Annotated in this window: 13 protein-coding genes and 1 pseudogene; 8 read left to right on the forward strand and 6 right to left on the reverse strand. The window is 40.5% G+C overall.

From position 1 onward, the window contains the following. Window positions 1-5 precede the first annotated feature (5 nt). From JWR87_RS15460 to JWR87_RS15480, 5 genes are all read left to right on the forward strand, one after another. Entirely contained in the window at window positions 6-251 is a 246-nt protein-coding gene (locus JWR87_RS15460) for an MFS transporter (RefSeq protein WP_297821758.1), read from the forward strand. 57 nt (window positions 252-308) lie between these two features. Continuing rightward, window positions 309-1901, forward strand: a complete 1593-nt coding sequence (locus tag JWR87_RS15465) for a M81 family metallopeptidase (RefSeq protein ID WP_297821734.1) — start codon at window positions 309-311, stop codon at window positions 1899-1901. 94 nt (window positions 1902-1995) lie between these two features. Next, window positions 1996-2742: a hypothetical protein gene (locus JWR87_RS15470; RefSeq protein ID WP_297821736.1), complete on the forward strand. Its 747-nt coding sequence runs from the start codon at window positions 1996-1998 to the stop codon at window positions 2740-2742. Window positions 2743-2745: 3 nt separating this feature from the next. Then, the gene (locus tag JWR87_RS15475) at window positions 2746-3336 is read left to right on the forward strand and encodes a hypothetical protein (protein ID WP_297821738.1); all 591 of its coding nucleotides are present in this window, start codon (window positions 2746-2748) and stop codon (window positions 3334-3336) included. Window positions 3337-3617: 281 nt separating this feature from the next. Further along, window positions 3618-4451 (forward strand): alpha/beta hydrolase family protein, encoded by an 834-nt coding sequence (locus JWR87_RS15480; RefSeq protein ID WP_297821740.1) that lies wholly within the window; start codon window positions 3618-3620, stop codon window positions 4449-4451. A 237-nt stretch (window positions 4452-4688) separates the two neighbouring features. Here JWR87_RS15480 and JWR87_RS15485 read toward each other — a convergent pair whose 3' ends face one another. After that, on the reverse strand, window positions 4689-5810 hold the full coding sequence (locus tag JWR87_RS15485) for a glycoside hydrolase family 88 protein (RefSeq protein WP_297821742.1): 1122 nt from the start codon (window positions 5808-5810) through the stop codon (window positions 4689-4691). Between the two features lie 147 nt (window positions 5811-5957). On the opposite strand from JWR87_RS15485, the gene JWR87_RS15490 reads away from it, so the two are divergent. Further along, a complete protein-coding gene (locus tag JWR87_RS15490; protein ID WP_297821745.1) occupies window positions 5958-7004 on the forward strand; it encodes an aldo/keto reductase in 1047 nt (348 codons plus the stop codon). 368 nt (window positions 7005-7372) lie between these two features. Here the strand turns inward: JWR87_RS15490 and JWR87_RS15495 are convergent, their stop codons facing one another. Next, entirely contained in the window at window positions 7373-8590 is a 1218-nt protein-coding gene (locus JWR87_RS15495; protein ID WP_297821747.1) for an aspartyl protease family protein, read from the reverse strand. 575 nt (window positions 8591-9165) lie between these two features. On the opposite strand from JWR87_RS15495, the gene JWR87_RS15500 reads away from it, so the two are divergent. Beyond that, complete coding sequence (locus JWR87_RS15500) at window positions 9166-9543, forward strand: LytTR family DNA-binding domain-containing protein (protein WP_297821749.1); 378 nt, start codon at window positions 9166-9168, stop codon at window positions 9541-9543. 111 nt (window positions 9544-9654) lie between these two features. Here JWR87_RS15500 and bshA read toward each other — a convergent pair whose 3' ends face one another. Beyond that, entirely contained in the window at window positions 9655-10827 is a 1173-nt protein-coding gene (gene bshA / locus JWR87_RS15505) for an N-acetyl-alpha-D-glucosaminyl L-malate synthase BshA (protein WP_297821751.1), read from the reverse strand. Between the two features lie 183 nt (window positions 10828-11010). Next, window positions 11011-11229 carry a hypothetical protein gene (locus JWR87_RS15510; RefSeq protein WP_297821753.1) on the reverse strand — a complete coding sequence of 73 codons (219 nt, stop codon included), beginning with the start codon at window positions 11227-11229 and terminating at the stop codon, window positions 11011-11013. A 287-nt stretch (window positions 11230-11516) separates the two neighbouring features. Between JWR87_RS15510 and JWR87_RS15515 the strand changes: the two genes are divergently transcribed. Next, window positions 11517-11885, forward strand: coding sequence for a hypothetical protein (locus JWR87_RS15515; RefSeq protein ID WP_297821754.1), 369 nt, complete (start codon window positions 11517-11519; stop codon window positions 11883-11885). On the opposite strand, the gene JWR87_RS15520 is transcribed toward JWR87_RS15515, so the two are convergent. Beyond that, the gene (locus JWR87_RS15520) at window positions 11886-12587 is read right to left on the reverse strand and encodes an SAM-dependent methyltransferase (protein ID WP_297821756.1); all 702 of its coding nucleotides are present in this window, start codon (window positions 12585-12587) and stop codon (window positions 11886-11888) included. It abuts the gene before it with no gap. Between the two features lie 211 nt (window positions 12588-12798). Beyond that, window positions 12799-13001, reverse strand: a pseudogene (locus JWR87_RS15525) (hypothetical protein); the annotation flags it as partial.

Genomic DNA, 13001 nt, shown 5'->3' on the forward strand with positions numbered 1-13001 from the left:
CTGAAATCTTTCCCAACTCTATTCGTTCAAAAGGGCAATCGCTTGGAAGTTTTACCCACTGGTTTTTTGCAGTCATCATTTCCTGGACGTTCCCTGTCGCCATCAATAGCCCCTCTATCGGTCCGGGGAACGTCTTTATGTTTTTTGCAGTCATGATGTGCCTTCAATTATTGTTTTCATGGAAACTGATGCCGGAGACAAAAGGAAAGTCCTTGGAACAAATTCAGAAAGATTTGAAAATTCAGTATTAGTACTTTTTTTCAAGGCGCAATATGGTTTGAAGGTTTAACCGATAAAAAAGTTTATTTATGAGAAATACATCTATTAAGAATTTTCTATTCTGCCTGTTTGTGGGCATGCTGTTTACCGGCACTGCTCATTCGTCCATCAATGAAAAGCGCCGACTTAATAAACCTGTTGCGCCACCCCGCATTGCTATTGCAGGACTGGCAATAGAGTCAAGCACGTTTTCGCCTGCCCTTACAGAAGAAGCCGCATTTCATGCAAAATATGGTGCCGATGTTTTTACATCGTATCGGTTTCTTTCCACTGATTCTCCTCTTCGTAGCAGGGCCATATGGATTCCAACAGTTATCGGTAAATCACTGCCGGGAGGAGCAGTTACTAGGGACGCTTATGAATCATTGGTGACCAAAACACTTGATGCACTAAAAAAGGGGGCTCCTTACGACGGTCTTTATTTCGATATTCATGGGGCGATGAGTGTGGTAGGACTGGATGATCCTGAAGGAGACTTTATTGTAAGAATTCGCAAAGTGATAGGCAAACAAACGATCATTTCTACGTCTATGGATTTACACGGAAATGTTTCGTGGCGCCTCGCTGAAAATACCGACCTGATCACTTGCTACCGCATGGCCCCTCACGAAGACGCTATGGAGACAAAAGAAAGGGCAGTAAGAAACCTTCTCGAAAGAATTGAAAGCGGAAAAGGAAAACCTGCATACAAAGCTTATGTTTCAATACCGATATTGCTGCCCGGTGAAAAAACAAGTACCAGGATAGAACCTGGAAAGAGCGTATATAAAGCGGTTGCGCCCGCTGCAACACAACCAGGTATTGTGGATGCCGCGATTTGGATTGGTTATGCCTGGGCTGATGAACCCCGTAATCATGCTGTTGTTATGGTCACAGGCGATAACAAGGAAAAAGTGACTCAAACCGCCAACCACCTCGCGCAACGTTTTTGGAATGCAAGGTCTCAGTTTGTATTTGTAGCGCCTACCGCAACCTTAGCTGAATGTCTCGATAAGGCGTTGGCTAGTAATAACCGTCCTTTTTTTATTAGCGATTCCGGCGATAACCCTACCGCCGGCGGGGCAGGTGATGTAACCTGGACATTGACAGAAATACTGGCACGGCCAGAATTTAAACCTGAGAACGGTCCTTCCCTTATTTATGCTTCTATCCCCGGTCCAGAGGTGGTTAAAGCTGCTATAGCTGCTGGTGTAGGTAACCAGGTAGAAGGTTTTGCTGGTGCAGCAGTAGATGCCCGCTTTGCTCCACCGGTGAAGCTGTCCGGAAAAGTAGAGGCAATCGAATACGGCGATAGAGATGCAGAAGTCGAAGTGGTCATCAGGGTTGGTAGCGTACATGTTATCGTAACTAAAAAACGTAAACCATATCATAAAGAAGCAGACTTTACGAGACTGGGACTTAATCCGCGGAAAACAGATATTGTAGTTGTAAAAATCGGCTACCTCGAACCTCAGTTGTACGCTATGCAGGCCGACTGGTTGCTGGCACTTACAGTAGGTGGGGTGGATCAAAACCTGGAGCGGCTGGGATATAAAAGAATTCAACGGCCAATGTTCCCTTTAGACAAGAATATGCCAAATCCAGATCTTTCTGCTCAGCTGGTCCCAATATCTGGCAAGTAATCAGTTGAAGATACTCTTCTGCTTGTTTAAGATACACTGTCTAATCATCCGTTCTTTATCATTATTGTCTTTACTAGTGAAAAAAACGATACACATGAAAATCAAAATAACGCTCCTCGTAACATTCATTCTTAGCGTCAGTGCGGTGTTGTTACTATCTTCTTTTTCCGAAATAAAAATAGATACGAAAGATATTATTGGCGCGTGGGGATATGGATCTCCTGAAAACCGTACTGTTATGATTAATACGGACAAAGTTTTTTCTGTCGCAACTTATGATTTACGGGGTAAAAAATTTATTAGTTCCCACGGAGGCACGTGGCGCATCGAAGGCAATAAGTTGATCAAAAATGTTGAGTGGAATTCAAAAGACAGTTTACAGGTGGGAAAAGAAATAGTTGAAGATTTGCAGATGACAAACGGAATGCTGACAGTAAAACAAACGAATGAAATATGGAGCAGGTTGGACGATGGTAAACCAGGCGCGCTCATGGGAGCCTGGATAATAACCGGTAACTATACAAACGACAAGGTTTCAAAAAGAGCAAATCCATTTTATCCTCGACGAACAATGAAGGTGCTTTCCGGCAAATACTTCCACTGGATAGCTTACAATGTGGCCACTAAAACTTTTATGAACGCCGGCGGAGGTACTTATACTACTGCAAACGGAAAGTACAGCGAGACTATCGAATTTTTTACAAAGACTTCAGAAAGTGTGGGCAAAAGCCTAACCTTTGATTATTCATTTGTTGATGGGGACTGGCGACATAAAGGGGAGAAATCAACAGGTGGTCCAATGGACGAATGTTGGTCGAAGCGGGAAACACTTGAAAAATAAATAGTGAAGCGCCACATCACAAAATTTGTTGCATTGGTCATATCATGGCTAGTCTTTTGCCCTCTGTTTGCGCAAGATGAAATTCCCTTATTAGGCGCAACAAAAACAATCCAAACCACAATTTGTAGAATAAAGGCCTCTGCAATAAAAGAAAAAAAAACCATCAATAACGTATATGCTGCTCCTAAAGGTTGGCAGATTGTTACATACAAACCTGTTATTATTGCCAATACTGCAAAAGCTTCTTACAAATTTTCACAGACTGCTCCAGACTTTTCATTTTCATCCACCTCACCCATCTATTCAAAATTTATAGAGCTTTTTGAGTTAGCTGCAGAAAAAAATGTCTTTCAAAAATACGAGCGGCAAATTGCTCAAACGAGAAGCGATTTTGAGAAGTACTATAATAAAGAAGTCCCTCTCTTTTCTACAATTACAACAGCCATTTCTGTTTCCAGAAATAATTATACAAGCAGAAGAACGGGACAATTATATATCGATTTGAAAATAACGGTGGTTTTCATGCCAACAACAGAAGAGGGAGTTTTACAATCTCTCGGGTATTTAAAACATCTCATCAACTCCGAAAACTAGAACACCCTTGTACATCGCAACAAGTTTTAAATAGGCAATAGTTGGTTGGTGGTTTCGTCCACTTCGAACAAAATTTATAGTAAGATCTCAAATAACGAACAACACAACTCCGTACATTCGTAACATTATAATATGCTCAGGTCACTGGCTCAGTTCGTATACTTTAATTTTTTTTGTTTACCAACTGCCGAACCCTCTTCAACATCGTTGTGTCACACTCTTATACATTTTTATACATATTCAACAAAAGCATAAGAAAAAAATCGTTTTTAAACAGCCGTATGAAATACCCAAATAAGCATTTATCCTTTATAGCATTGTTATTTATAGTCATTTTTCACACAGCAAACGCTGCTGTTGTAGATACCGTTCTTACATACAGCCCTTCTATGAAGAAGAATATCAAAGCTGTAGTAATTACGCCTGATAATTACGCAAGCGCTGTTGCGTTACCCGTGGTTTACCTCTTGCACGGCTATGGCGGCAACTACGCAGATTGGATTTTAAAAGCCAAAGGCTTTGAAAAAAGTGCAGACTTGTACCAGATGATCGTTGTTTGCCCCGACGGTAACAATAGTTGGTATTGGGATAGTCCGGTTGACGAAATGTATAAATATGAAACCTACGTTTCAGAAGAACTGGTAAGGTGGATCGATGGCAAGTATAAAACCATCAAAGACCGTAAGGGAAGAGCCATCACCGGTTTGAGCATGGGCGGGCATGGGGCACTTTTCCTGGCTTTTAAGCACCAGGATGTTTTTGGCGCAGCAGGTAGCATGAGCGGCGGCGTCGACATTCGTCCGTTTCCAAATAATTGGGACATGTCAGCGCGATTGGGTAAGTATTCGGAACGGCCGGAGAACTGGGAAAAGAATACGGTTGCGAATATGCTGTACCTGCTTACACCTAATTCCTTGTCTTTGATCATTGATTGCGGTACAGAAGATTTCTTTTATAAAGTGAACGAAAACCTGCACCAGCAACTACAACTTCGCAATATTCCGCATGATTTTATTGCACGTCCCGGTGGTCATAACTGGCCGTACTGGACCAATGCTATCAATTACCAGTTGTTGTTTATGAATACTTATTTTAAAATCCCCGTTAAAAAATAGCAGTACTATTCGTATAAAACAATTTTCTAAAATGTGATTTTGTGGAAATTTACACGCAGAGATCCACAGAGAGATACACGCAGAGAAAAGGAATAATAACTATTTCAGCGGGTCTCTGCAAAATCTCCCTGAAATACCCTCGGGTTTAGAACAATTGGCTCGTTAGGTTTCTGCCTTTTCTTTTTTTATAGCATTTGCCAATTGTCTTTAAAAAATTTCCAACTGCAACGCCCTCTATCATTTCAACTTAATTACCTGCGAGCCGGCAAGCAAAAACGCTCCTGCTCCATAAACCTCCCAGCTTTCAGCACTAAAGTTTTTTTGCGGATCGGCACCTATTGGTTGCACCCATCCAACCCGACCTTCAGCTGATACCAGGGTATTCAATCCTTCCCAGGCTTTTTTAACTGCAGGCGTATATGTTTCCTTGTCTAATATCCCTCGGTTAATCCCCCAGGCTAAAGCGTAACAATAAAAGCCGGAACCACTTCCTTCGCCACCAGGATAAGCAGCCGGGTCAAGCAGACTTGCCCTCCAAAGTCCATCTGCCTGTTGAAGTAAGCGTATTCTTTCAGCCATTTCGCGGTAAATCGTCAGGTAGTATTCGCGGTTAGGATAGTTTTTTGGAAGTTCATCTAAAAGACGAACCAGACCACCCATAACCCAGCCGTTGCCCCGCGACCAAAATACCAGCTTGCCATTCTTTTCGCGTTTGCCTTCACCCTGCCGGTTTACCAGGTAGCTCGCATCACGGGCAAAAAGATGTTCGGTTTTATTGTAAAGCAGCTCATAGGTTTCTCTGAACAGCGAGTCATTAAATGCGAAATAAGATGGATCCTTCAGTGTCACCCCTAGTTTAGCAAGTGTGGGCGGTGCCATAAAAAGAGCATCGCACCACCACCAGGTAATCTTGTGGTTCTTTACCTCGCGACCAGGGACAGTACGCAGTTTCTGAACGGTGTCAATAGTGGCTTGTATCATCCTATGGTCCTTCTTCTTACGATACATATCTATATAAGTCTGGCTAATTGCAATATCATCTGCATGATCATACCGGGCGCCAGGCCTCCATCCGGTTCTTTCACCAAGGGCAAGCAAAGAGTCTCGAATTAGTTTTGATTTAGTTGTCTCGTAGGCAGCCACAACGCCTGCATAAAAAGCGCCGTTTGTCCAGTCGGTCGGTGCATGCTTTGGGTTATTCAACTGCCATTCGGTTACCTGAAGCATTCTCGCCTTGATATTCTTCTTATCAAAAACGTCCTGGCTTTGGGCGGGTAAATTTTGTACAAATAGAAAGGAAAATAAAGCGGCTAAAAGATAAGATCCGGAATTATAATTGGAGATAGACCCTTTTTTCATATTAATAAGATTCGTTCGCAATTTAAGGCAAAAGGCAAAAGGCAAAAGGCAACATTTGCGACTTAGAACTTATAACTTACCACTTAAAACTCCTCTTCCCCTTGGCTTGCTTTTTTAGGCGACAACAAAAACAACTAAAATTCTATAATGGAATACAGACAATTAGGAAACTCAGGTTTAAGAGTGCCGGTGTTAAGCTTTGGAACCGCGACTTTTGGGGGTGGAAACGAATTCTTTAAAGCGTGGGGAAGTACGGAGGTGGATGAAGCAACACGTATGGTAAACCTTTGCCTTGATGCCGGTGTAAATCTTTTTGATACTTCCAATGTATATTCTCATGGGGTAGCGGAGGAGATTTTGGGAAAGGCGATAGCAGGAAAAAGAGATGAGGTATTAATCTCTACAAAAGCAACTTTCCCAATGTCTGATAAAGTGAACGATTATGGTTCTGCCCGTATTCATCTCATCAAAGCGTGCGAAGACAGTTTAAAGCGGCTCGGTACCGACCATATCGATATTTATCATATGCACGGCTTCGATGCAAATACTCCCGTTGAGGAAACGCTAAAAACACTAGACAATCTGGTACAAAGCGGAAAGGTCCGGTATATAGCGTGTTCCAATTTTTCGGGGTGGCATTTAATGAAGTCACTGTCCGTTTCTGAGCGCTATGGCTGGTCTAAATACATTGCTCACCAGGCTTACTACTCTTTGGTGAACAGAGACTTTGAATGGGAATTAATGCCGTTAGGAATTGATCAAAACATTGGAACGATTGTATGGAGTCCGCTGGCAAGCGGCATGTTAAGTGGCAAATATCGGCGAGACAAACCGTTGCCCGAAAATAGCCGTGTAGTTCAGGGAGGAAGTCCGGTACCTGGAGATACAATTGATAATGAAAGACTGTATAAGATAGTTGATGTTTTAGATGAAGTGGCAGAAGAAACAGGAAAGACCGTTGCCCAGGTATCCCTCAACTGGCTCTTGCAGAGACCAACTATTGCCAACATTATAGTTGGGGCAAGAAACGAAGAACAGCTAAAGCAAAATCTGGAGGCAGTAGGGTGGAATTTAACTATCGAACAAGTGAAAAAATTAGATGCTGCAAGCGAGGTTTACCCAGCTTATCCTTATTGGCATCAAAGGCAGTTTCCAATGTTAAATGCAAATCCCAAACTGTACGGGGGTAAATAAATGCAATGCATAAGGGGGTGCTTTTTTATGAAAAAGGGCATTATATTGCGGAAAGCTTCAGGGGGCCATACTCTAATAAATCCTTGATGGCTTGCTTAGTTATTGCTTTAAAATGAAAAAAAAATCCTTCAGGTGAAAACTTTACTGCTTCGCGGTTTTTGATAATGAAATCATCAGTATCCATATTAATTTTACCATGAACACCGGAACTTACTTTTAAATTATTTGTCCTTCGAACCTTATTCTCATGTGCTTTTTAAGAGCGCAACGTCCGCTGTTTCTACAGGGGACTCCTTTTTAAACTTTATCGACTGTAAATAAAAAACCTGCGTTTTTATCGCAGGTTTTTTTATAACAAACTATTTGTTCTATAAAATGCTTTTTACTTCTACAACAGTTGATGTAACCTGATTACCCCGTAATAAAAACACCTTCAATTTTGCACCTGTTTTCGATAACAGCGTTTTGTACTCCTCAATGTCGTTTTTGAAATTGTTATTAATACCGTAAATAATGTCATTGTCTTTAAGGCCGGCTACATAAGCAGGAGAGTCTTTTACGATGTCTTTTATTATTGTCTTTCCGTTTTCCATTAAAAGAGAGCACCCAACATAGCTATAGTCGAATGGATTATTAAACATACTATTTGGTACAATGTGAATTTCATCAGCGGGATAATTAATGATTACATTAAAGCGCTCCATCAACTCGTTGCCAATGATACCGCCTGTTGCTGGATAATTAGAAACATTGTGAGTATCATCAAAAATATATGCAGGTACTTTTTTTAGCAAATAAGGGCCAATTTGTATTTCATCTACCGTTGTCAACATCATCTCTTTTTTTCCTCCCAATCCTTCTGCACCCGATGAAAAAATCTTCTTATTATTAGCCAGTACGTTGCTGTCTTTTACAAACTTATCCGATAATAAAAAGCACATGTCCGCTCCCGTGTCAAAGTAAAACTTACTATCAATCTTCCTGTTGTCGTTAACGGTTGCTTCAATGGCTGCAAGTTTATTAGCGTGAGTTTTTATTATATAGCCGTCTTTAGGGTACGTAATATTGCCCGGCTTCCAAACTTCAATTGTCAGGTGCTCATAATCCAGTTTAACGATATACGACTTCAAAAAGCTGTAACCTATCACACCGTGAATTTTGAGATTATGGGCTTCAGTCAAAAAGCTATAATCATTTACATGGAAGTCGAGATTATTAATGTGGAGGCGAGGCAACCTTAACTGTTGATTAAATATAAATTCTGCTGTTTTTGTTTGCGATAGTCCTTTAAGTGTTGACCCGCTGGTGGTGGGATTTAAATTGAACTGTCGGGCAGTAGCTGAATCTAGTGATATACCGCCACTGCCCGTATCGAGTATAAAATTGAGGGAGTCGGTAAAAACACCTAATTGACCTTTAATAATAATAATTCCACGATTGGTTATAGTAAAGGAAAACTTAGTAAGCAGGTTTGCTTTTTGGCTGTCAGTATCAGTGGAATTTGCGGAAAGACTTATAAAAAGAATAGCAGCACTAAAACAGGCCAGTCGATGAAATAAGCCCCGCTTTAAACCTGTACGGATCATACTAAAAGTTTTAAGAAATATTTTAATAATCGTCCGATTAACGTAGATGGTATTTTGTTTCCTTCTCACCAAGAAAAGACAGAATGTACTAATACCGGAAAAAGAAGGAGAAAAGGAACTACAATGTGGCAGCCTACATATTATTCGGTGATCTTCAAAAAATTTATCCTCGAAATCTTTTTCACTATTGCCCCCATACAATAATAGAAAGTTTAGCAGGCGTTTTTTGCTGCTTTTTTCTTAAGCGACCGCCTACAATTCTGAAGCATTATTATACCTTCTTGAAGGCTATGGATGAACCTTTGTATTACAGTTGAATGTGCAGTTTGACGGGAGACGTAATCCCCAGAAAAAAAGCTGGTAATTTAATGCTTTTTCTGCCTCTTTTAATGCCATTGCTGCTTCATTTATTAATGGGCCAGGCTGTTGTTAAGAAGGCGATAAACGGTCTTCGGTTTCCATTATTCCAGCTGTAAAGCCTTTTTCCCGCCGTATTAGCCGCTTATCATTTACACTTCTTTTTTAGGTATTTCCGCCAATATAAGTTCTACATTAGAACCTGAGAACATCTTCGTATGAAAGAAATATTCGAAAATCCCATCCGAATGAAGAAGAGGCTAATAGTAAAAAAAGGCATAGAGAATATTGCTCTTAAAGTTGAAGACATAGCCCTTATTTACACAGAAAACAAACTAGTGTTTGTTATTGATGGGCAGTCAGGAAAAAAATATATAACAGATAAAAAATTGGTTGAACTGGGGGAGGAGTTAGACGCTGGTATTTTTTTTAGGGCCAATAGAAAATATATAATCAGCATTAATTTTATTAAAGCTTTTAAGCCTTTTGAAAAAGTAAAAATACAGGTGTATTTAACCCTTCCTGAGATAGAACATCAAATAATTGTAAGCCAGGAATCAGCAAAGTTTTTTAGAAAATGGATCGACGAAGTATAAGCCTTGTGTAAACCGTTGAGGCAATGGCTCACATGGTTGTACTGCACCAGGTTTAAAGGCAGAATAAAACGAACCCAGTACAAGTGAGTGACACAACGATGTTGAAAAAGGTTACGACGCCGGTCTAATAACTTCGCTCTTCATAGAATTCGCTTCGCAACTCATGGTACAAAAACGGCTATACAGTTTTTCGTATATCGGCACAATGTTGTGAATGTCGAACTTACACGCCTGCTCATAGGCCTGTTGCTTAAAAGTGGCAAGGGTATCGTCGTTTTGTAAAATTTCTATTGCACGCCGACTCATATTTGCGACATCGCCAACATTACACATAAAACCTGTTTTGCCATCAATATTTACTTCCGGCAAACCGCCTGCGTTGGTACTTAATACCGGCATACTTGCCGCCATAGCTTCCAGCGCCGCCAGTCCAAAACTTTCGTACTCTGATGGAAGTATAAAAAGATCGCTCACTACTAATATTTCCTCCATTTGCTCCTGCTTGCCCAAAAAACGTACATCGTCTGTTATTCCTAGTTCTTTCACCAGGTCTTCCAATACGGGTCTTTCAGGACCATCGCCCACCATCAGCAATTTTGCAGGCATGTGCTTCTTTACTTCAGCAAAAATGCGTACCACATCCTGCACTCTTTTTACCTTTCTAAAGTTTGACGCATGTACCAGAATTCGTTCGCCATTAGGCGCAATTACCCGTCGAAATGCATCAATTGGTTTCTTGCTAAATCGCCCTACGTCTACAAAGTTGTGTATGACCTCGATCTCCTTTGTAATAGCGAAAGACTTATAAGTTTCAAGGCGCAGGTTGTCGCTAACAGCGGTTATTGCATCACTTTCATTTATACTAAAAGTAACCACAGGCGCGTACGTTTTGTCTTTTCCCACCAGCGTAATGTCTGTACCGTGCAGGGTTGTAATAACCGGTATTTTTTTGCCAACTTTTGCAACAATCTGTTTAGCCATGTAGGCAGCAGAGGCATGGGGAATAGCATAATGCACATGCAACAAATCGAGTTGATGATGGAGTATCACGTCAACCATTGTACTTGACAAAGCCACCTCGTAGGGTGGGTAGTCAAACAAAGGATAGGTAGGAACCCGCACTTCGTGATAAAAAATATTCGCACTAAAAACATTCAGTCTAACGGGCTGCTGGTACGTTATAAAATGTACGAAATGACCTTTATCAGCAAGTGCCTTTCCTAATTCTGTAGCTAACACACCACTTCCACCAAAGGTGGGGTAGCAAACGATACCTATACGCATTGTAGCGGTTAAATTTTTATGTTACCGGCATTGGTGTTCTCTTCAACTTTACTTGCGTCGCACACTTGTACCGAAGATTTTTTTATCGCCCATCTTACTTATGCAAAATAACCTGTAAGTGCAATAACATGCAAGTAACAATAAATTCTGCTATTGGTTCAAATGAAGGGTAAGGGGTATATTTCAAACTGTCGCTGCCAATTTAGGTTGTTGAGGACTCCCACCTGGGCGGTTGCTGTTGCTGGCGTCCTCAACACCAACCTCTTGCACCGACGACGATTTGGTATAAACCGGGTTTGCTGCAGGGGGAGGCGGTACCGATATAGGGCTTCTAAACAGAACATTAATTAATCGCTGGCAGCATTTCTTCCCGACAACCATCCATACCTTGATTTGCACCATGCATGAAATGATGATTAGAGCCTGTAAATAAAAGAGAACTTTGCGGGTGCAAATACGGCAGCATTCATTTACCTGGTACATAAGTACGGGTTTTTACGGTAATTTTTATAGTAGTAGCCATTGGTTTCAAAAGCGATACCTGGGCTACACCGATGACACCTTCTTTTTTGCCATAAGGTACTTTGCCTGTTTACTTCTACAAAGAAAGTAGCGAGTTCAGTAAACCCTGTCTGTATTGGCAGGGTTATTTTATAATAGAAAAGTAATTACAATTACATTTACATTCCATGGGAAAAGTGATTACCATATTCTTTCTTATTTTATTTTTAGCTTTCGGAGGGTGGTTCTACTGGAAGTATTATTTTACCTATAGCGATGGAAACCGTACCGGTTTGTTGCAAAAGTTCTCGCGTAAAGGAAATATGTTCAAAACTTACGAGGGCGAAATGGTTCTAAATAGTGTCATCAGCAACAATACAAGCCCAATGGCTATGGAAAAATTTTTCTTTTCAGTAGAAGATAAAAATGTAGCCTCAAAAATGACTGGGTTTGAGGGACAAAGGGTAGTACTTCATTACCAGGAAAAAAACGGCGCACTCTTCTGGAGGGGAGACACCCGTTACATAGTTGACAGCGTGAGTAATGTAGCTCGCTAGCTATGAAGAGTACAACAAAAATATCGCAAGTCTTTTATGTATATCGGGCAACTGGTTTTTCCATTCTGCAATTGTTTTAGTTACAATTGTTTCAGTTTGAGCCGTTATGTCTACAGCCACACATAGCTGTGTTTGTGGTTTACACGTTTCTGTTATTTGTTTTATTAATTGATTATTTCGGTAAGGTGTTTCGATAAATATTTGAGTACATTTTTTCTTCGATGATTCGTTTTCCAACTCTTTTAATACTGTCTTTCTTTCACCGGACTCTATAGGGAGATAACCTGTAAATTGAAAACGTTGACCATTCATTCCACTGGCCATCAATGCCAGTAAAATGCTGCTTGGCCCCACTAACGGCTTTACTGTAGAACCTATTTTTTGAGCTGCATTTACCAAAACCTGTCCGGGATCTGCGATACCAGGGCAACCGGCTTCACTTATAATGCCTATATTATTTCCTTCTTTTAAAAGTTGCGTAAAAATTTTTTGTACTTCTTCTTCAGCCTTGTGAATGGTAAACCATTTATAGTCGTCAATTACCATTTCGCGCCACAGAAGTTTCAGGTGTCTACGGGCTGTTCTTTCATTCTCTACAAAAAAAACATGGCATTGCTTCACCGCATCTAAGACATACAAGGGAATAGTTTCGACCGCGTGGTCATATAAAAAAGTAGGGATCAGAAAAACACTGCCGGCCATAAGATAATTTGAAAATGAGGAAATTTGAAAATTAGTCAAAATTGTGACAATTCTATTCAACTGTTGCCATTCCGATGTGGAAGGGATGATTTTATTTGCAGCATAATAAAACAAAAGTACACGAGTGCGACGCAACGGGGCTTAATAGTAATAGGATAGCTGGTTACAAGAAATTAAAATTTGTCTCACCTATTTTTAATCTAACCCAAAATTATAGTTCTACCTGTTTCATTTTTTCATTGTGTATACTTAAGGTAGCAGCAATTACTGCATAAGAAGGGGCGAACAGCCAACCAATAATGGGAATTAAGTGTAAGAGATAAAACATTAAACCGTTGGCAATTGCAAGGCCTTTTCGTTTTCCTATAAAATGAATGCTTTCTGATGCCGTTAAATGATTTCTTTCTAAGGTAT

Source organism: Segetibacter sp., from assembly GCF_025963695.1.
Lineage (GTDB): Bacteria > Bacteroidota > Bacteroidia > Chitinophagales > Chitinophagaceae > Segetibacter.

Excerpts from the sequence above, each read along its gene's own strand:
- JWR87_RS15465 (WP_297821734.1), top strand. The coding sequence starts at position 309 with ATGAGAAATACATCTATTAAGAATTTTCTATTCTGCCTGTTTGTGGGC.
- JWR87_RS15470 (WP_297821736.1), top strand. The coding sequence starts at position 1,996 with ATGAAAATCAAAATAACGCTCCTCGTAACATTCATTCTTAGCGTCAGT.
- JWR87_RS15480 (WP_297821740.1), top strand. The coding sequence starts at position 3,618 with ATGAAATACCCAAATAAGCATTTATCCTTTATAGCATTGTTATTTATA.
- JWR87_RS15485 (WP_297821742.1), bottom strand. The coding sequence starts at position 5,810 with ATGAAAAAAGGGTCTATCTCCAATTATAATTCCGGATCTTATCTTTTA.
- JWR87_RS15490 (WP_297821745.1), top strand. The coding sequence starts at position 5,958 with ATGGAATACAGACAATTAGGAAACTCAGGTTTAAGAGTGCCGGTGTTA.
- JWR87_RS15495 (WP_297821747.1), bottom strand. The coding sequence starts at position 8,590 with ATGATCCGTACAGGTTTAAAGCGGGGCTTATTTCATCGACTGGCCTGT.
- JWR87_RS15500 (WP_297821749.1), top strand. The coding sequence starts at position 9,166 with ATGAAAGAAATATTCGAAAATCCCATCCGAATGAAGAAGAGGCTAATA.
- bshA (WP_297821751.1), bottom strand. The coding sequence starts at position 10,827 with ATGCGTATAGGTATCGTTTGCTACCCCACCTTTGGTGGAAGTGGTGTG.
- JWR87_RS15510 (WP_297821753.1), bottom strand. The coding sequence starts at position 11,229 with ATGGTGCAAATCAAGGTATGGATGGTTGTCGGGAAGAAATGCTGCCAG.
- JWR87_RS15515 (WP_297821754.1), top strand. The coding sequence starts at position 11,517 with ATGGGAAAAGTGATTACCATATTCTTTCTTATTTTATTTTTAGCTTTC.
- JWR87_RS15520 (WP_297821756.1), bottom strand. The coding sequence starts at position 12,587 with ATGGCCGGCAGTGTTTTTCTGATCCCTACTTTTTTATATGACCACGCG.